This is a genomic window from Pseudomonas auratipiscis, assembly GCF_036324085.1.
Lineage (GTDB): Bacteria > Pseudomonadota > Gammaproteobacteria > Pseudomonadales > Pseudomonadaceae > Aquipseudomonas > Aquipseudomonas auratipiscis.
Genome location: NZ_JAZDCU010000004.1, coordinates 97,586 through 117,422, shown reverse-complemented (window position 1 = coordinate 117,422; position 19,837 = coordinate 97,586). Strand labels below are relative to the sequence as shown.

Here is a 19,837-nt window from a genome sequence, read left to right as displayed (position 1 = left end):
ATTAAAAACTGCTCTGAAGTTTGATCCCGCCGATCAGCGCGTCGTCGACCTGGCTAACACCACCAGGGTGACGGATGTACTGCAGGTTCGGGCGTACGGTCAGCCAGTCGGCCAGGTGAATGCCGTAGTACAGCTCGGCGCTGTACTCGGTATCCTGGATCGGGCGAAACAGGGGGTCGTTGTAGTCGCTGACAGCATTGGCCTGGTTCAGCGCCTTGGCGTTCTTGCGGTAGGCAGGGTTGACGTGCACACGGGCCAGGGCGAAACCGATGTCGTCCTTGGCGCGGGCATCGAAGGGCCCCTTGTACACCACACCTGCTGAAACGTAGTTGTCGATGGCGTTGGTCTTCTTGTCATGCAGCGTGGCATTGGCAAACACGCTCAGGCCACGGGAATGGTCGGAGGCCAGCGACGTCAACTGCTGCTGGGCACCCAGCCAGAAGCCGTGCTTGCTCGAACTGCTGCGGTAAGCCTGACCGCTCAGTGCTGCTGGCTGGTCGTTGCTGTCCTTGTAGACATCAGTTGCCTTGGCATTACTGTAGTAGTAACCCGCGCGATATTCCCCTGGCAGACTGCCGATTGCCGGCGTCCATACCAGTTCGACCGGCATTACGGCCCCTTGAGTACCGCTGCCACTGAGCTTGAAGCCGTTGTTGCGGTCCAGGTTCGACGGGTTCTGTTCGTAGGCACCGATCTGTGCGTAAAGTTCGGGCGTGAGGTTGTATTTGACCCGCAAGGCCCACTGGCTGACCGGCCAGTTGTACCAGATGTCGCCGGCCCAGTTACCCACCTGAGAGCCACAGAAGGCCAGGTTCTGGAAGTCGCAGGGAAAGCTGTTGAAATCTTCGCCCTGACCGAAGCGGCCGAATTTCACATCCAGGGCACCGTCGAAATATTTCTGCTTGATCCACATCTGGGTCAGACGCCAGGTTTGGCCGCGTCCCCACACCTCCTGCGCAGACGTGAAGCCGCCGACCCGCGGATCATTGATGCGGTCGTTGCTGATGTTGTCGCCATGACGCTGGGTAACGGTCAATTGGAACTCGCTGTCCTGCCAGCCGAAAATTTTCTGCAAATCCAGGTGCGTGCCCAGGGTGAACTGCCCGCTGTAGCGAGCGCTTGTGTCATCGTCATAACCGCCGTGAAGGTTTGCGCCTGTTTCGCCGGTGTAGCCCAGGGTGAAGTCATAGCCGCGCTCGGCAAGCTCCGTGCGGTTGCCGTCCCAATCGCCAAGCATCCATGGTGAGTCGCTGGCGAACATCGCTGCGGCCTGAGTGCAGGGGGCCAAGCTGGCAATGACCAGACCCGAAAGCCGCGCTCGGGTGTTGGGAGAAATGCGAAAACGTTGAATCTGAGGCATGAGATAGCGCTATCTTTTGATTATAGAAAAAACGACAGATACACCCTACCGTGGAGATCGGCGGCGATAGGGTAGTAGGGGATAAACTGAACCGGTTCAGCGTGAGGCGGGGAGGATATAGATGAATGTGTAAGAAAAAAAGTCAATTCACCAAGAGGCACCGTTGCCGGATTGGTAACAGTCCGGCAACGGCGGTCATCAGAAGGCGGTGCGCAAGCCTACTTCAACACTGCGGCCGGGTGCAGGTGCGATGTCGCGCAGGATCGAGCTTGCGTAACGCACGGTCTGATCGGTGAGATTTTCGCCGCGAACAAATGCCAGCCATTGGCTTTGGCCGACGTCGAAACGATAGCCCAGACTGGCCCCCAACGTGGTGTAGCCATCGGTGCTGGTTTCGTTGGCTGGTTTACGGTGCTGGGCGCTGGCATGCTGCACGTCAAACCGTGCCTGCCAGCGGTTCAGATCCCACACCAGACCGCTGTTCAAGCGCAGAGGAGCGATACGTGGCAGGTCTTCTCCGGTGTCTAGGTTTTTGGCCCGGGTATAGTCGCCGGATAGCTCCAAGGCAAAGCTGCCCAAGTGATTTTCGGCCAGTTGCCAACGGTCCTGGGCCTCGATGCCATAGAAGCGGGCGCGTACGCCTTTGTACAGGTACTCGGGAACGTCAGCGGCGTGGTCGTGATCGTGGTCATGGTCATGATCATGATCACCATGATCGTGGTCGTGACCTTCACGCATGTTGCCACTCGCCAGCAGGCCGATGTAGTTGCGGAAATGACTGTAGAAAACCCCGACGCTGCCTTTGTGCACGCCATTGTCGAAACGTAAGGCCAGGTCACTGGAAATCGCTTTTTCTTTGCCCAGGTCTGGATCGCCGACCTCATAGGTACCCGTAGCGACGTGAGCGCCGTTGGCGTACAGCTCGTAGAACGTCGGTGCACGTTCGGTATAACCCAACGTCGCTGCCAGCGACCAGATGGGCGTCAACTCATAAACCGCACCGGACGACAGGCTGGCGGCGGTGAAGCTGCTGGCGCTGTCGGCATGGGCGAAGCGTTCGCTGCCCTGGCTGTCGGGATCCACCCGCGTGTGCTCCAGGCGTCCACCCAGGCTCAGGTTCAGGCGCTCGGTGGCTTGCCATTGCTCGAGCATGAACAGTGCAACGCTGTTGGTGTCGGTCTGCGGCACAAAGGCTTCTTCGCCGAGGGCGGAAAACTCGTTACGACTGACTTGAGCCCCGATCACGCCTTCTACGGGTCCCAAAGGCTGATGCCGGGCTTCTACCCGAGCTTCGTATCCTTTGTTCTTGAACGTGGTATGAACCTCACCGCCTTCCAGCTCGCGGTGTTGGTAATCGGTGTAGCCGGCATCGAATTTCACTGAACTGAAAGGGCCATCAAGATCACGCAGCTCTGAAGCGAAGCCGTAGTGATCCTGTTGCATGTCCAGGCGCACGCCCGGCTCCGCCACCGAACCATAGTTGGAGTCGTAACGACTGTACGACAGGCCGGTGTAGCCATGGTCCCAATGGTAGGCGCCCCCGATAGCGCCACCGTCCTGGCGGCCGTCGCTGTTGTCGAGTTTATGTCGGCTACCTGGGTCATCGGCATCGCGAACCTTGGAACTGCGCGCGTAGCCGGGAATGCGCAGGTCGTTGAACTGCCGACTATTGGCATCCATGTGCAAGGCAAAGCGTCCATCGCCTGCTTCCAGCTTGCCGGCGCTGCTGCGGGTGGTGTCGGCACCGCCATAACGTAACTCCCCGGCACCGTGGATACCGTCGATGGGAGAGGTGGGGATGCGGTTATCGAAGCTGTTCACGACCCCGCCAATGGCGTTACCCCCGTAGAGCAGGGCGGCCGGGCCACGCACGATTTCGATGCGCTCCACGGTCGCGGGGTCCAGCGGTACGGCGTGGTCGTAGGAAAGGGATGAGGCGTCCAGGGCGCCTACGCCGTTGCGCAAAATACGAATGCGGTCGCCATCCAAACCACGAATTACCGGGCGGCTGGCGCCGGGTCCGAACCAGGTCGAGGCGATGCCGGGCTGATTGCTCAGGGTCTGGCCGAGGCTGCCTTTCTGTTGCAGGGTCAGTTCGTCACCTTCGAGCACCGTACTGGGGGCGGCCAAGGTGCTGTTGCCCAATGGGTTGGCTGTAATGAGTTGAGGGTCAAGCTCCACGGCCTGGCTCAATGGTGAAGCCAGTAAGAGGGCGGCGGTAAGGGGGGAGTGTCGAAGCGGCAAGCGACGCATGGTCAGCGAGTTTCCTAGGCAGTGTTTTAGTATTGATACAATATAACATTCCCTTTGTCATTTTCGCTGAGGGATTTTTATGCCGGGGTGTGCTCTACGACGTAGCTTTTCATCGCCTGGCGCTGAAGCAAGCGAGCCTGCACTAGAATGTTTGTAGTCAGCTCACCCCTGGGCTAAGGTGCGCACCTTTGATTCGCTGGAGTACAGGCATGACCACAGCCACCCCCAATCCACTGCATGGTGTAACCCTGGAGCAGATCCTTACCGCGCTGGTGGAGCATTACCAATGGGAAGGGTTGGCCGAGCGCATCGACATTCGCTGCTTCAAGAGCGACCCAAGCATCAAGTCGAGCCTGACGTTTCTGCGCCGCACACCTTGGGCCCGGGAGAAAGTCGAGCGGTTGTACGTGAAGTTGCAGCGCGGTCGCCGTTAACAGCATGATTTGGCGCGAGGTCTTTGTCGGCCTGGCAGCCATCCTCGGTTGGAGCGCGTTGGCGATCCAGCTGTACTTGGTACTGCTGGCGCGCTGGGATGAACAGGCAAGCCTGATCGGCGGCCTGATCACGTATTTCAGTTACTTCACGGTATTGAGCAATACCCTGGTGGCAGTGGTGCTGAGCCATGCTGCGTTCGGCAAGCCTGGTCGCGCGCGAGATTTTTTTCTCGCCCCTGCAGTCAGTTCCGGTGTAACTGCCAGTATCGTGCTGGTCGGGCTTGCCTACAGTCTTTTGTTGCGCCACCTGTGGCATCCGCAAGGCTGGCAGTGGCTCGCCGATGAGTTATTGCACGATGTCATGCCCGTGGTGTTTGTCATCTACTGGTGGTGCTGCGTAGAAAAGGGCAGCCTTCGGCTCAAGCACCTGGGTGCCTGGTTGTTGTATCCGGTGGGGTATTTTGCCTATGCGCTGTTGCGCGGGCAGTCGATCGGGGCTTATCCCTATCCTTTCTTTGATGTGGTCAAGCTTGGTTATGGCCAGGTGCTGCTCAATGCATTGGCGATTCTTGTCGGCTTTATCGTCATTGGTCTGCTGGTTATAGGCCTGGATCGCTGGCAGGGCGGGCGCCTGGCCAAAGCCAGGACGCAACCCTGATGGTGCCTGTCAATCGTTGTCGGTAGGGTCCAGTCGCCAATAGGCGGCAGCCTTTACCTGATCGTCCTTGAGCCCTTTGTCGTCGATCAACAAGCGCTTGGCTTTACGCGTCAGTGCTTTTTCCAGCGCGACCCAGGCGTACAACTGACCTTGGGGAAGGCTCAGTTCCTGCAGCACCTCCAGCAAACTCTGCTGGTGGCGTTCAACCCAGATCACGTCCAGCTGTGCTTGAGTTTGCAGCGGCTGTTGTTCTTCGGCATCTTCGATTTCGATGATCGCAAGCACCTTACGGGTGGCGGGTAACTCTTCCAGCCGTCGAGCAATGGCCGGGATCGCTGTTTCATCGCCGATCAGCAGATAACTGTCGAAGATATCCGGTACCACCATCGAACTGCGTGGCCCGGCAATGTTCAGGACCTGGCCGACTTCGGCCTGGGCAGCCCAAGTCGAGGCAGGGCCGTCGCCGTGCAGAACAAAATCGATATCCAGCTCACCGGCGTCCAGATCGATGCGTCGCGGGGTGTACTCACGCATGGTTGGACGCACGCCCTCGCGACTGAAATCGAGGTTGTCCAGCGCAGCTTGTTCTGCTGGCGAACAGGCGAACATCAGTTTGACGTGATCGTCGCTGCCAACGCTGGTGAACCCTTGTAACTGCGGCCCACCCAAGGTTATGCGGCGCATGCGTGGGGTTAAATCAGTAACGCGCAGCACGTCGAGGCGACGCTGTTTGATCTCATGGTTCACGCGATGGATCGCGTGGTTTTCGCTGACACTCATTGCGGGTTCTCCGTAACAGTCGCAGGCGGTCCTGCGACGATGGCTTTGGCGGTGTTGTTGAGCAAACTACGCACTCGCTCGATTTCTTCCGGACTCCAGCGGCCACTGTGCATCTGCAGGGCATGGCGCAGGTTGTGTACTGCTTCGTGAATTTCCTGGGGGCGATCGTGTCCGCATAGGGAGCGCTTGCTGACTTCAATGCGCATGCGCACGCCGTCCAGCGCTATGGCTTGCTCGGCCAGCGATTGCACACCTGCCGGGGTGACGCTGTAGAGCTTCTTGCTGCCTTGCACCTGACCGACGATCAGTTCGCTTTCTTCAAGAAAAGTAAGGGTTGGATAGATAACGCCCGGGCTCGGGCTGTAGTTGCCGCCGAATAGGCTTTCGATCTGGCGGATCAGGTCGTAACCGTGGCGGGGCTGTTCAGTAAGCATCGACAGCAGGAGCAGTTTCAGGTCGCCCGGAGCGAAGACCCGTGGGCCGCGGTCGCCACGCTCGCGGCTGTGCCGACGCTCCTGACCGTCATGGCGGTCGCCGTGGTCACGGTGGGTGTGATGGTCACGCATGGAAATCTCCGTTTGCGTTAGATATATCTTTAGATACTACTCAAGATATATCTTATTGCAAGCATGAGATTGAGAATATTTCTCATAATGGGCGTTGAAGTGATGAGCAGTCGTGCCGAACCAGTCAACGCCCGGGCACGTTGTTGAGCCTGGGCGTAGGTTGCAAAGCGCTACTTTTGCGCCACTTGCGGCGCTTTACACAGGGTATGGCTACCGGGTTGCAAGTAGGGCGTGAGGATCGGGGCCATACCTTTGAGCACCTGCACCGGCAGGGCCGAGGTGAACTTGAAGGATTCGGCAGCACGCCCGGGTACGAAGGCGGTGAGGGTACCGAAGTGGTTGTCGCCAAGAAAAAACACAAAGGTTGCGGTGCGGTTGATCGCCTTGGACCCCAGTAGTCGCCCCCCCGCGCCCCAGCTTTCGAGACGGTTGTCTCCGGTGCCGGTTTTGCCTCCCATGACCATTGGCGTGCCATCGTTGAGCTTGAAACTTCCGGATACCCGTCGTGCTGTACCGGCATCGACCACTTGTGACAGGGCGCCGCGCAACGCCTGTGCAACTTCCACCGACAATACGCGCTGGCCTAGGTCCGGATCACCTGCCAGGCGGGTTTCATATGGCGTATCGGCGGCGAAGTGCAGGGTATCGATGCGCAGTGTCGGCAAACGGATGCCATCGTTCTGAATGATCCCGATCAGCTCTGCCAGTGCAGCCGGACGATCGCCGGAACTGCCGATGGCGGTAGCGAGCGAAGGGACCAGATGGTCGAAGGGATAACCGACGCGTTTCCAGCGGCGATGAATATCGAGAAAGGCCTCGATCTCGACCAGGGTACGAATGCGGCTGTCGCGAGCGCCCTTGTGGCGACTTTTGAACAACCAACCGTAGACTTCTTGACGCTCGAACTGACTGGCCTGCACGGCATCCTGAAAGCTGGCCGTGGGGTTGTTCAACAGGTAGCCCAGCAACCACAGGTCCAGCGGGTGGACCTTGGCGACAAAACCTTGGTCAGGCAGGTCGAATTTGCCAGGGCCATACGCGTAGTACATATCGTCCAGGCGCTTGTCGGTTACTGTGTCCTGCTTGGTCGGTGCGCGCTTGGTTTCCTGCAGCTCCTTTTTCAGGTGGGCGCGGACGAAGGCGTTGAAGGTGGCCTGGTCGGCCTCCGGAAACAGGTAGCGGTGGACGGCAGCGAGGCGGATGGGCGTAATTCGCAGGCTGTCGAGAAACGTGTCCAGACGCTGTTGCGAGGATTTGCGTTGGTACTTTTTCCAGAACCTGCGCAGGTAGTCGGTGCCTTCCTTGTCGGCGAAACGAGCCAGGTATTCCTGGCGGCGAGGTTCGGCATCATCTTTGAGCAGTTTGATACTGCTGCCTGGTGTCTGATAGGTGCTGTAGCGCACCAGATCACGCATCAAGCGGATGAATGGCAAGTTGATCGATTCGCGAAGGGCGTCCTTGAGTGTCGGGATGCGGCTGTTGTCCTCCTTGCGAAAGTTGTTGAACACGTGCATGCCACCGCCGGTAAAGAACGCCTCACCCGGGCTGGCGGAGTACTTGCGGTTGAGGGCCGCATCCAACATTGCAGTGATGTTACGGTCCTTGTTCTGAATCAGGTAGTCGATGGCCCAGCGGGTGATGAAATCCAACTCGGCGACCTCGACTTTCTTCAGGTCCGCCGATGCAGTGGCTGCGTATTTGTCATGCAGTTCCGCGATGATCTCCAGATAGCTGGTAAGCACACGCAACTTGGCGGTGGAGCCCAGTTCCAGCTTGCTGCCCTCGTTTATGTCGAAGGGTTGGTCGGTGCTGTCGGTTTGCACCCGCACCCGTGAGCCATTGGCGGTGCGTTCGAGCAAGGTGAAGCTGTAGCGCACCTGGGTTGTGCTGGTCGGGGTCAACAAGCGCTCGCCAAACAGGCCGAGCTTCTCGGCAATGGCCGGGTCGGCCAGATCCTTCAGGTATTGGCTGACTTGTCCCTGCAAGTCCGATTGCAAGGTGCTGGTGGCAGACAGGTCGAGGCGGTCAAGATCGTACAGGGGGCGAGCCAACGCCAGGGACAGGCGACTGCGGGCCACACTGATGCCCTTGTTGGTAACGATGGGCTGGATGGTCGGTTGGGCTACCCAGTCGCGATAGATCGCTTTGCTTGCCAGCGCGGCGTCAGCGAGGGGGCGATCGATAACGTTGCTGGCCGCCAGAACGCGGATGTGACTATCGGTCAATTCGGCCAGTTCATTTCGCCCTTTCGACAGAAAATGCGAAGGACGGCGCTGGGCAATCATCAATGACAGCACTTGGCGCAATGCCAGGCCGCGTGCGGCCATGCTCGCAGGATCGGTCTCGGTTGCCGCCAGGGCCTGATTGACCTGAGCGAAATCCGCGCCGTACCAGACCCTCAGGCCCTCGGCCATGCCATGCACTTCGCCGTGGCCGGGAACGGCTGAAAGCGGAACGCTGTTGAGGTAGTCACGCACAATGCGTTGGCGCGCTTCTATGGTTTGCGGGCCGCCCTGGTAGGCACGCACGCTGGCTGAAATCATCTGGCGGATTTTCTCGCCGCCCGAGACGGTGAGACCGTCTGGCGAATGCCGGTATTTTTCCAGCTGGGTGGCCAGGGTGCTGCCACCGGCGGACTGGCCGGGCAGGGCCAGGTATTTGGCCACCTGACTGTATGCCGCCTTGGCAAAACGCGGCCAATCCACTGCTGGGTTGGCATTGGGGTCGTCAGGGTCGAGCAGGTCGCGGTTTTCGATGAATAGCAGGCTGTTGACGATCACTGAAGGGATGGAGTCGAAGTCTGGATAGAGATACTGCGGGTAGTGATATTGGTACAGCACATCGCCTTTGCAGTCGGTAATCGAAAGGCCAGTCTGGATCTTCTCTTTATAGGGCACGAAGAAACCGTGCTCTGTGTAGTTCATTAAGGCGGGGGAGAAGTGCACTTGTTCGCTGATCACATAGTCGCGCTTGAGTAGTCGCGGAAGGAAGTCTCCCAATGCGCTATAGCCCAGGCGTTTGTCGAACGGTCCGTCACCAGGGTAAATGATCGCGTCGCTCGGTCCAGGCTGCAGCGAGTAGGTCAAGGTCGACGCGAGTTGACTCAGTTCGCGTGATTGCAGGCGAGAGGTGTGCATTTCGTTGGCGACGGCAAGACCCAGTGCGATCAGGGCGAGCAGCAACACTACCCAGAACAGCCGCCACCATAAACGACGTTGGCGAGGGCTTTTCGGCAATGGCGATTCTTCAAGAGGTTCAGTGGGAGTTTCCTTACTCTTTGGTTCCGATTGCCACAATGCGCCCATAGTTTTCAGCCCGGCTACGTATTTTCGTATTGCTTGCCTGAAGCTTAGACGGTGAGCGGATATGGTGAAAAATTTGTAAACGTTGTAGGTCTTTTCCAAAACCTCAGCAGGAATTGCGCCTTTGGTGGAGGTTGTAATGCCCTCTTTTGGTGCTATGTTAGCCGCCCTTTTTGAGTGCATGGAGAAAACACGGGGAATGCCCCTCTGTGAAGGCGGTCTTTGCCGAGAGTTCTTTCCGAATATCACGCTTTTTATAGTGAAATGCCCTGTAGGGGCCTTTCTATACTGCTCGCCCCTTTCGCTTCGCCGACAGCTTGCATGTTTGCGGACGGGACCGCTCACAAGGTGGTGCCCGGCAAGGCAGCGTACCTAGCCTATCGGTGGTACCACGCCAGCACGAACGGTCTATATCCAATAACAAAATGAGGTTGTATTTCTATGCCAGTCGGCAACCATCCTTCTCACGGTGAGACCGCTCAGGGCGGCCCACTCAAGCGAGAACTCGGCGAGCGACATATTCGCCTGATGGCGCTGGGCGCCTGTATCGGTGTCGGCCTGTTCCTGGGGTCGGCCAAAGCCATTGAAATGGCCGGACCGGCAATCATGCTGTCTTACATCATCGGTGGTCTTGCGATCCTGGTGATCATGCGTGCCCTCGGTGAAATGGCCGTACACAATCCGGTCGCAGGCTCTTTCAGCCGTTATGCTCAAGACTACCTTGGCCCGTTGGCGGGCTTTCTGACTGGCTGGAACTACTGGTTCCTGTGGCTGGTAACGTGCGTGGCAGAGATCACCGCAGTCGCCATCTATATGGGCATCTGGTTCCCTGACGTACCGCGCTGGATCTGGGCCTTGGCGGCGTTGGGCAGCATGGGCGCAATCAACCTGATTGCAGTCAAGGCTTTCGGCGAGTTCGAGTTCTGGTTTGCCCTGATCAAGATCGTCACCATTATTGCCATGGTTCTGGGCGGCATTGGCGTCATTGCTTTCGGTTTCGGCAATGAAGGTGTGGCAGTGGGTGTCTCCAACCTCTGGAGCAACGGCGGTTTCATGCCAAATGGCGTGACCGGCGTGCTGATGTCGTTGCAGATGGTGATGTTCGCCTACCTGGGCGTAGAAATGATCGGCCTGACCGCCGGTGAAGCACGCAACCCGCAAAAGACCATTCCCCAGGCCATCGGCTCGGTGTTCTGGCGCATTTTGCTGTTCTATGTCGGCGCACTGTTCGTGATCCTGTCGATCTACCCATGGAACGAAATCGGCAGCCAGGGCAGCCCGTTCGTCATGACTTTCGAACGTCTGGGCATCAAGACGGCTGCCGGTATCATCAACTTCGTGGTGATTACCGCTGCGTTGTCGTCGTGCAACGGCGGTATCTTCAGCACCGGGCGCATGCTCTACAGCCTGGCGCAAAACGGTCAGGCTCCGGCGACTTTTGCCCGTACCTCGAGCAATGGCGTGCCGCGTAATGCCTTGCTGTTGTCCATCGCTGCCTTGCTGCTGGGCGTTCTGGCCAATTACTTGGTACCGGAAAAAGTCTTTGTCTGGGTAACTGCCATTGCAACCTTCGGGGCAATCTGGACCTGGGTAATGATCCTGTTGGCACAGTTGAAATTCCGTGCTGGCCTGAGCACTGCCGAACGTGCCGCGTTGAAATACCGTATGTGGCTGTGGCCGCTGAGCTCCTACCTGGCCTTGGCGTTCCTCATTCTTGTGGTTGGCCTGATGGCCTACTTCGAGGAGACCCGCGTGGCACTGTACATTGGCCCAGCGTTCCTGGTGATGCTGACGGTGCTCTACTACGCCTTCAAACTGGCGCCAAAAGCTGACAACGTTCAGTTGGCGCGTTCTGCGTCGTGATGTAACGAAATCGCGGAGCAAGCCCGCTCCTTTAGGGAGCGGGCTTCAGGCCGGTACTTGTATCGGCTGGTTCAAGCGCTTGTTCAGATCAAGCCAGGCCGCCAGCAATACCATCAAGCCCACTCCCAGCAGTGCAGTCAGCACTTGCATCGACCAGTGATCGCCTGCCAAGGCATTGCCCATGTCTGCCAAGGGCGCGAGCAACACGCCCACGCAGAACACTTCCAGTGAATAACGCCCCATTCGACAACTTTGCCTGGCCAACCAGGAGTGTATCCATTCGCCTTGTGGCAGCAGTTTGGCCGTGCAATAGGCCAGGGCCAGGAAATGCAGGAGACGGGCGGGGGACAGGTTGGTCTTGCTGATCGGGTAAAGCCATTCGGCCAGTAGCCTTGGCATCACCGCGTCGTGAACCCCCGGCCAGCGCCAGGACAGGGCAATCACTGCGCAGACCGCCAGGTAAGTAGCCGCAATCATGAACAGCGGCTGTCGCCATACTGGACTCAACTTGGCAGGTTGCTGGTGCTGGTTATGTAAGGCCGCGGCGCCACCTAGAATGAATAGAAGTTGCCAAGCCAATGGATTGAAGAACCACACACCACCTTCCTGGGCTGCCAGGTTCCATTGAAACATCGGCGCGAGTAAATACAGCGCGGTAGAGAGCCCGATGACAATTTCTATTTTGCGCAGCATCGCTGGCAATACCAGGGGCAGCCCAAGCAGGAGCAGAATGTACAGCGGCAAAGGGTCCATCAGGTTGGGTTTGAAGCGCAGTAACAGTTCATCCACCAGTGCCTGCTGGGGGTTACTGAGGAAATAGTAGAGGCCCATTTCCTCAATCATGTCGCGAGTCTGGACATGATTGTTGGCCACAAAAACGATGCCCATCAGCAGCACGAGCAGGAAGATGTGCACTATATAAAGCACCCAGGCCCGCCGCAGCATGCGCACACAGGCGACCAACCAGCCGTCACGCAGGGCTATTTTTCCATAAGCGAGCACCGCTGCGTATCCAGCCAGAAACACGAAAATTTCTGCCGCGTCGCTCAAACCAATATTGCGCACGGTCAGGTTGGCCAGGGGATTGCCAGGAATGTGATCCCAGAAAATGAAAATCAGTGCTAACCCGCGAAAGAAGTCGATGCGATGGTCGCGACCGTTGTTCATGAGCAAAGCCTTGGCGAGGGTGTTTCAATAGAGATGGATGCCCACAGGTCGCGGTTCCGCGCCGTCGGTCCAGATCGATCGGCGGCGCAACCATGGCCAGCGATGCCGGCAATTACCTCAAGCGATAATTGCCGGAATTCTCTACTTCTCGTTACATGCCTAGAGGGTTCACTCAAGCTGCCAGATCGCTGCGGGGCTCGAAACTCTCCGCTTGAGCCATTTGCCACATGCGCGAATAGAACTCGCCATTGACCTCTCCGCTGAGCAGTTCGCCTGGTTTGAGAAATACATGCAGCTGCGAGAAAAGCTTGATCTCGGTGGCCGAGACGCGCCGGACCAGATGCTTGGCTTCAAGTTGCGAGGGATGATCAAGGCCCGCTGCGGCGAGCATTTCGGCCAGCGCCTTGAGGGTGCTCAGGTGGAAACTGAAGACTCGCTGGGCCTTGTCCGGCACCACCAGTGCGCGCTGGCGCAGGGCATCCTGGGTGGCGACGCCAGTGGGGCATTTATTGGTATGGCAGCTCTGCGACTGGATGCAGCCGATTGCGAACATGAAGCCCCGAGCCGAGTTGGCCCAGTCGGCACCAATAGCCAGCACGCTGGCGATGTCGAAGGCACTGACGATCTTGCCACTGGCGCCCAGTTTGATCTTGTCACGCAAGTTCAGCCCTACCAGGGTGTTGTGCACGAACAGCAGGCCTTCACGCAGGGGCACGCCAATATGGTCGGTGAACTCCACTGGCGCTGCGCCGGTGCCGCCTTCCTTGCCATCGATGACGATGAAGTCAGGCAGGATGCCGGTTTGCAGCATGGCTTTGGCGATGCCCATGAACTCCCACGGGTGACCCAGGCAGAACTTGAAGCCAACCGGTTTGCCGCCTGACAACTCGCGCAACTGGGCGATGAACTGCATCATCTCGATCGGTGTGGAAAAGGCGCTGTGGCGCGAGGGTGAAATGCAGTCTTCGCCCATCATCACTCCGCGCGTCTCGGCAATTTCGCGTGTGACCTTATGCTTGGGCAGAATGCCGCCATGGCCGGGCTTGGCCCCCTGGCTCAACTTGATCTCGATCATGCGCACCTGCGGGTTGCGCGCTTGTTCGGCGAAACGTTCCGGGTCGAAGCGCCCCTCCGCAGTACGGCAGCCGAAATAGCCGCTGCCCAACTCCCAGGTCAGATCGCCGCCATGTTCGCGGTGATAGGGGCTGATGCTGCCTTCACCGGTGTCATGGGCAAAATTGCCCAGCTTGGCCCCCTGGTTCAAGGCGCGAATGGCGTTGGCGCTGAGTGAGCCAAAGCTCATGGCCGAGATATTGAAGACCGAGGCGGAGTAAGGTTGAGTGCACTGTGGGCCACCGACAATCACCCGGAAAGCTGCGGGATCGCTCAGCGGCGCCGGGCGCATGGAATGGCCGATGAACTCGAAACCGGACTGATAGACGTCGATCAGGGTGCCGAAAGGCTTGTCGGATGATTCGCTTTTGGCGCGGGAGTAAACCAGCGAACGCTGCGCCCTGGAGAAGGGTAGGGCATCGCTGTCGGCTTCCAGCAGGTATTGGCGAATTTCCGGACGAATACCTTCGACCAGGTAACGGATGTTGCCCAGAATCGGGTAGTTGCGTCGTACCGCGTGGCGGCTTTGCAGTAGATCGAACAGGCCGATAAGGCTGAGTACGGCGGTGGTCAGCGTGAATGGCCAAAGCCACTCGTGATGCAGAAAAGGCAGGCTTACCAGGGTGAACAACACACAAGCGGCGAAAAAGGCGTAGCGGCTGAGAAGTGACAGGCTCATACGGGTTCCTTGCTATGGCGCGGTCAGGCTCAGGGCCTGGGCAAACCCCGACCATAGCCCGGTTGGTTGCACCGGCGCTAGCCCATGAACATGAACGTTTGCGGTGTGACGTTTGTAGTGAAAATCATTCTCGCCGGCGTTATCCGTTCTGGTGTCGCGGATCACGGATCAAGCGGTCCCGAAGTTCACCCTGCTGGGCCGGTTGCACATCAGCGAGTATCTGCATTTTTCCTGCGATCAGAGTGGCGGCGGGCAGGCCGTCGCGGTACAGCAGACGGTTGCCGCTTACGGCGGGCACTTTGTTCCCAGGGAGCAGCGTACCGAGCAAGTTCAACGGGTCACTGGCACTGATGGCGACCAGGCTGTCATCCAGTGGTCGCCTACGAGCGGCCCGCATCAACGCTACGGCTTCGGGCAAAGCGAATTGCTCGCCCGCCAGGCCCGCGATGAAGCGCCCACCGCGAATTTCGCCGCGGGCTTCCAGTCGATGGTAACAACGCAGCAGTTCGCGCCAGTTGGGTAACCAGTCGGCCTCGCGCTCCAGCAGTCGCCAGCAGATCACGCCGTAGCGGCGCAGCAAGGTACGGGCGATATGCTCCAGGCGCTCATCAGCGTTGTTCGAAACGTGCACCTTGCGTAGCAAGGCCCAGCGTCCAGCGTCTTCCATGCCACCGAACAGCGCCCCGCGACCACGCCGATGACTGCGCCCCTGACGTTTGCTGGCCGGAGTGATCAGTGCGCGCAGGCCGGCGAAGCTGTCGGCACTGACCAGCCCCGCCGCCACCAACTCTTGCAGGGCCGTTTCCAGTTCACTGGGAAGCAAATGGGCATCGCTGAGCAGTTCGTCGAAAAATAGTGCACCGTGTTCGCCCAAAGCGGTGTGCACCCGCTGCGCGCGCAGGCTCAGGCCGTCGCTATCCAGGACAGGACTGAAACTACGCCACAGGTTCAGTTGCGGGCGAGGCAACAGCAGCAGTGGTGTACTGCGCAGAGTGGTGCTGGCGGCTCCCGGAGCCAGGCGCGCCCAGACATGTTTGCCGGCCCGACAGGATTCGTCCAGCCAGCGTGGACTGTAGTCCTTGATCCGGCTGGGGAGCAAATCGCTTTCCCAGGCTGAGGCGGCCGCGGGATAGCCTTCGAGCCGCTCGAGTGCTTCGCTGAGTGCGGCAGGACCTTGCAGGCGATGGGTCGACGAAACGTGCTGCCAATCGAATAGAAAGCGCATGAAATCCTGCAGGCTGACGGGCTCGATTTCTCGTCGCAGGCGCTTGACGGTGTAGCGGTGTATGCGTGCCAACAGGTGCCGCTCGCACCATTGCAGGTTTTGTTGACCAGGACAGAAATAGCCGCGCATTACATAGCCTTCGCCCTCAAGACGTGCCAAAGCCTGCGCCAGACCACTGACAGGCAGCTGTAACGGCACGCTGATCTGCTCCAGCGTCAGCGGCCCGAAACCGCTCAAGCGGGCCCGCAGCATTTCCACCAGCGCCGCGTCACTGTCGATGGGCTGGTCGAAACCAGGCAGGGCCTCGAGGGCAGGGGTCAACGATGCGCGGGGGTAGATGGCACGTAACATAACCAGCCGTTCGCGAGCCAGCCAAAGGGTGTGGCCGCCTTCCAGTTGCAGGCAGCAGGCTCGTCCTGTCTGCTGTAGCTGCTCAAGCCAGGTCAGCCATTGTGGATTGACCGATGCTTCATGCTGGTTGATACAGCCCAGGCTCATCAGCGCTTCATGCATTTCATCGCAACCGGTAGGCGCAGGCCAGGCTTCGCTCTGTACCGCCGTAATGGCTTCGGGATCCAGGGCACCCAAGTCATCACTGCCTTGCACATCACTCCAGCGTCGACTGTGCACCGCCTGAGTACGACGTTCCTCCAAAGGTGCATCATCGAGAAAGGTATAGGGGCGTGCATTGAGAATCGCCGAGGCCAAGGGTGACGGGGCCGGTAGGTCACGGCTGATCAGATTGATCTGTCCTTGCTCGATGCGCCGCAACAACGCTATCCAGCCTTCACTGTCCATGGCTTGATGCAAACAGTCGTCGAGTGTCTGTTCAACCAGCGGGTGATCAGGGATCTGCCGTTCGCCTGCGATGTTTTCCAGGCAGGCGATCTGATCGGGAAACACTGCGGCGATCAGGTCTTCGCTTTTCATCCGCTGTATCTGCGGTGCCACTTTTCGTCCGCCGACAAAGCGTGGCAGGGCCAGCGCCACGCCTGCGTTCCAGCGCCAACGTACGCCAAACAGCGGTGCATCGAGCAGCGCCTGAATCAGGATCGACTCGGCGTTGTTGCTTGGCAGGTAGCGCCACACCTCGTCGAGGGCAAAGCTATGGCTCGCCGATAGCGACAGCACGATGGCATCTTCGCTGGCGGCGGCTTGCAGTTCGAAATTGAAGGTTCGGCAAAAGCGTTTGCGCAGCGCCAGGCCCCAGGCACGATTGATCCTGCTGCCGAAGGGCGTATGGATGATCAGTTGGGTGCCACCGGACTCGTCGAAAAAACGCTCCATGATCAGCGTCTGTTGCGAAGGCAATGCGCCCAAAACCTTCCAGGTGCTGGCCAGATAATCGAGCAATTGCTCGGCACTGTCCGGGGCCAGGCCAATTTCATCCTGCAACCAGGCGAGAATGTCTGGCAAATGCCCCGCTGAGGTACGCAAGCGCTGATCAATTTCGCCCTGCAGACGAGCGACGGCGAATGACAGTTCGTCGCTGCGTCCCGGTGCTTCGCCAAGCCAGAAAGGAATGCTCGGCGGCAGGCCCCGGGCATCTTCAACCCGAACCTTGCCGGCTTCCACCCGCAGGATACGGTAGGAAGTGTTGCCCAGTTGGAAGATGTCACCGGCGATACTCTCCACGGCAAAGTCTTCGTTGACGCTGCCGATGTTCAGCCCCTGAGGTTCAAGTAGGACCGCATAATCGGCGTTGTCAGGAATGGTGCCGCCGCTGGTTAACGCGGTCAGTTGGCTGCCTCGTCGTGCGCGCAGACTGTTGTTGACGGCATCGCGATGCAAGTAGGCGCTACGGATACCTTGGCGGCCATTGAAGCCCTCACCGAGCATGCGCAAGAGCGCCTGATAGTGCGCCAGGTCCAGGTCGGCATAGGGCATGGCCTGGCGCAGGCAGTCATACAACGCCTGCTCCTGCCATGGCTGGCAGCTGACTTCGGCAACGATCTGCTGGGCCAGTACATCCAATGGCGCCCGAGGGATTTGCAGCAGGTCCAACTCACCGCGGCGTACGCTATCGAGCAACGCTGCACATTCGATCAGGTCGTCGCGCGAGAGCGCAAACAGGCGGCCCTTGGGGGTACCCTCGACCTGGTGTCCAGCACGTCCGACCCGCTGCAAAAAGGCTGCAATCGACCCTGGCGAACCAATCTGACACACCAGTTCGACTTCACCGATGTCGATCCCCAGCTCCAGCGAAGCGGTGGCAACCAGCACCTGTAGTTCGCCGCGCTTGAGGCGCTGTTCGGCCTCCAGGCGATATTCCTTGGCCAGACTACCGTGGTGCGCGGCTACGGCTTCGGCGCCCAGACGTTCGCTCAAGTGCCGGGTCACGCGTTCGGCCAAGCGCCGAGTGTTGACGAACACCAGGGTGGTGCGGTGCTCGCGGGCAAGACTCGCCAGACGGTCGTAGACCAGGCCCCAGACATCGGTGGCCATAACCGCGCCCAGTGGCACGGGAGGCACCTCCAGTGCCAGGTCGCGAGTACGGGCGTGGCCGATATCGACAATGGCGCAGGAGCGGTCTTTACCCACCAGAAACTCGGCCACCCGTTGCACCGGACGCTGCGTGGCGGACAGCCCGATCCTGCGCAGCGGTTTGCCACACAAGGCCTGCAGCCGCTCCAGGCTCAGGGCCAGATGGCTGCCACGCTTGTTTCCAGCCAAGGCATGAATTTCGTCGACGATTACCGTGTGTACATGGGCAAGGCCCTGGCGTCCAGATTCGGACCCGAGCAGTACATAAAGGGATTCAGGGGTGGTCACCAGAATATGAGGTGCCTGGCGGCGCATGGCGGTGCGTTCTTTCTGCGAGGTATCCCCGCTGCGCACTGCGGTGCGAATCGCCAGTGGCTCGGCGCCTTGTTCGACCAGAGCTTCATTGATACCTGCCAGCGGTGCTTGCAAGTTGATCTGGATATCGTTGGACAGCGCCTTCAGTGGCGAGACATAGATAACCTGGGTTTGATCAGGCAAATGGCCGCTAGCCAATCCCTGCTCGAACAGTTCATTGAGAATCGCCAGAAAGGCCGTGAGCGTCTTGCCTGAACCGGTGGGTGCAGCCACCAGCAACGAATGGCCGCGGCGAATCAATGGCCAGGCTCGAGTCTGGGCCGCAGTCACGGTAGCAAAGCGTCGCTGGAACCACGCACGCACGGCGGGGTGGAAAGCGTCCAGTTCCGGGTGGTTCAAGGCGGGTAGGTTCATGAAGGGTATATGCGGCTATTGGCGCAGTGTTGCAAGCTACGTTCGTCAGACGGACATTCGCCGTTAGGGGGTTTCCCCGCGACTGGATTGTAACGACGCCTCGCGCATGTGATCCTTGCCTGCTTTGTGAAACACGAGTCTCCCATGAGCAAAATCATCCGCATTGCCGCTGCGCTCCTTCTCGACCCACAAGGCCGAACCTTGCTGGTGCGCAAACGCGGCACCCAGGCCTTCATGCAGCCCGGCGGCAAAATCGAGGGCGACGAACAGCCGGTCGTGGCCCTGGCACGTGAACTGTTCGAAGAGCTGGGGTTGCAGATCGACCCCCAGGACGCCCATCCGCTCGGGCAGTTCCGCGCAGCAGCGGCCAACGAACCGGGTTTTGAAGTTCAGGCCGAGCTGTTCCAGGTGCATACTTCAATGCCTGTCGAGCCTGCTGCCGAGATTGAAGAGGTGGTCTGGATTTCTGCACGCAAGCAACTGAGCCTCGAATTGGCGCCGTTGACCCGAGACCTGATTTTGCCCCTGTACCGCACCATGACCAGCCAGCCTGGCTAAGCGCCCATTTGCAAAGGAATGCCTATGATCCCCGTTCACGAATGGCTACTGTTCACCGGTGCCGCCCTGTTGATGGTCCTCACCCCTGGGCCGAACATGATCTATCTGATTTCACGTTCTATCTGCCAAGGGAGATTGGCGGGGATAACTTCGCTGGTAGGGGTAGTGGCAGGTTTTCTGGTACATATGACGGCAGCCGCGGTGGGCCTGACTGCGTTGTTCATGGCCGTGCCGTTGGGATACGACCTGCTCAAATGGGCAGGTGCTGCTTATTTACTGTGGATGGCATGGCAAGCGGTGAAGCCTGGCGCACGTTCACCGTTCGAGGCACGTGAGTTGACCCCGGATTCGCCGGTAAAGCTGATGATGATGGGTTTTCTGACCAGTCTGCTCAACCCCAAGGTAGCGATGTTCTACCTGTCGATCCTGCCGCAGTTCATCTCCCCGGAACATGGCTCGCTCATGGTCCAAAGCCTGACCTTGGGGCTGACTCAGATCACCGTGAGTTTCACGGTAAATTTGCTGATTGCTGTGTTCGCCGCCGGTTTGTCTGCCTGGTTCGTGCGGTATCCGCTGTGGCTGATGGTGCAACGCTATGTAATGGGCTTTGTGCTTGCGGGCCTGGCGCTGCGCCTGGTGCAGGAGCAGCGCAAACTGGCCTGAGGC

13 protein-coding genes are annotated in these 19,837 nt (G+C 59.1%); 5 read left to right on the top strand and 8 right to left on the bottom strand.

Going from position 1 to position 19,837, the window contains the following annotated elements:
- Position 1: 1 nt before the first annotated feature.
- Complete coding sequence (locus V0R60_RS07160) at positions 2 to 1,360, bottom strand: carbohydrate porin (protein ID WP_330080170.1); 1,359 nt, start codon at positions 1,358 to 1,360, stop codon at positions 2 to 4.
- Positions 1,361 to 1,558: 198 nt separating this feature from the next.
- The gene (locus tag V0R60_RS07155; RefSeq protein ID WP_330080169.1) at positions 1,559 to 3,613 is read right to left on the bottom strand and encodes a TonB-dependent receptor; all 2,055 of its coding nucleotides are present in this window, start codon (positions 3,611 to 3,613) and stop codon (positions 1,559 to 1,561) included.
- A gap of 209 nt (positions 3,614 to 3,822) precedes the next feature.
- On the opposite strand from V0R60_RS07155, the gene V0R60_RS07150 reads away from it, so the two are divergent.
- Both V0R60_RS07150 and V0R60_RS07145 read left to right on the top strand, forming a co-directional pair.
- On the top strand, positions 3,823 to 4,047 hold the full coding sequence (locus tag V0R60_RS07150; protein ID WP_136474843.1) for a VF530 family protein: 225 nt from the start codon (positions 3,823 to 3,825) through the stop codon (positions 4,045 to 4,047).
- Between the two features lie 4 nt (positions 4,048 to 4,051).
- Positions 4,052 to 4,705: a Pr6Pr family membrane protein gene (locus V0R60_RS07145; protein WP_330080168.1), complete on the top strand. Its 654-nt coding sequence runs from the start codon at positions 4,052 to 4,054 to the stop codon at positions 4,703 to 4,705.
- Between the two features lie 9 nt (positions 4,706 to 4,714).
- Here the strand turns inward: V0R60_RS07145 and V0R60_RS07140 are convergent, their stop codons facing one another.
- The 3 genes from V0R60_RS07140 to V0R60_RS07130 all read right to left on the bottom strand — a co-directional run bounded on the left by V0R60_RS07140 (position 4,715) and on the right by V0R60_RS07130 (position 9,356).
- Positions 4,715 to 5,485, bottom strand: a complete 771-nt coding sequence (locus tag V0R60_RS07140; RefSeq protein ID WP_136474845.1) for a siderophore-interacting protein — start codon at positions 5,483 to 5,485, stop codon at positions 4,715 to 4,717.
- Positions 5,482 to 6,051, bottom strand: coding sequence for a PadR family transcriptional regulator (locus V0R60_RS07135; RefSeq protein ID WP_136474846.1), 570 nt, complete (start codon positions 6,049 to 6,051; stop codon positions 5,482 to 5,484). The genes V0R60_RS07140 and V0R60_RS07135 overlap by 4 nt, the downstream gene beginning before the upstream one ends.
- A 170-nt stretch (positions 6,052 to 6,221) precedes the next feature.
- A complete protein-coding gene (locus tag V0R60_RS07130; RefSeq protein ID WP_136474847.1) occupies positions 6,222 to 9,356 on the bottom strand; it encodes a transglycosylase domain-containing protein in 3,135 nt (1,044 codons plus the stop codon).
- Between the two features lie 438 nt (positions 9,357 to 9,794).
- Here V0R60_RS07130 and V0R60_RS07125 point away from each other — a divergent pair, with 438 nt between their 5' ends.
- Positions 9,795 to 11,216 carry an amino acid permease gene (locus tag V0R60_RS07125; RefSeq protein WP_136474848.1) on the top strand — a complete coding sequence of 474 codons (1,422 nt, stop codon included), beginning with the start codon at positions 9,795 to 9,797 and terminating at the stop codon, positions 11,214 to 11,216.
- A 45-nt stretch (positions 11,217 to 11,261) separates the two neighbouring features.
- Here V0R60_RS07125 and V0R60_RS07120 read toward each other — a convergent pair whose 3' ends face one another.
- The 3 genes from V0R60_RS07120 to V0R60_RS07110 form a co-directional block, all read right to left on the bottom strand.
- Positions 11,262 to 12,383, bottom strand: coding sequence for an OpgC domain-containing protein (locus V0R60_RS07120; protein ID WP_330080167.1), 1,122 nt, complete (start codon positions 12,381 to 12,383; stop codon positions 11,262 to 11,264).
- 172 nt (positions 12,384 to 12,555) lie between these two features.
- A complete protein-coding gene (locus V0R60_RS07115) occupies positions 12,556 to 14,175 on the bottom strand; it encodes an FMN-binding glutamate synthase family protein (protein ID WP_136474850.1) in 1,620 nt (539 codons plus the stop codon).
- A 139-nt stretch (positions 14,176 to 14,314) separates the two neighbouring features.
- Entirely contained in the window at positions 14,315 to 18,613 is a 4,299-nt protein-coding gene (locus tag V0R60_RS07110) for a DEAD/DEAH box helicase (protein ID WP_330080166.1), read from the bottom strand.
- Positions 18,614 to 18,757: 144 nt separating this feature from the next.
- Between V0R60_RS07110 and V0R60_RS07105 the strand changes: the two genes are divergently transcribed.
- Complete coding sequence (locus V0R60_RS07105; RefSeq protein WP_136474852.1) at positions 18,758 to 19,171, top strand: NUDIX hydrolase; 414 nt, start codon at positions 18,758 to 18,760, stop codon at positions 19,169 to 19,171.
- A 24-nt stretch (positions 19,172 to 19,195) separates the two neighbouring features.
- Complete coding sequence (locus tag V0R60_RS07100) at positions 19,196 to 19,834, top strand: LysE family translocator (protein ID WP_136474853.1); 639 nt, start codon at positions 19,196 to 19,198, stop codon at positions 19,832 to 19,834.
- The last annotated feature ends 3 nt before the right edge of the window (positions 19,835 to 19,837 follow it).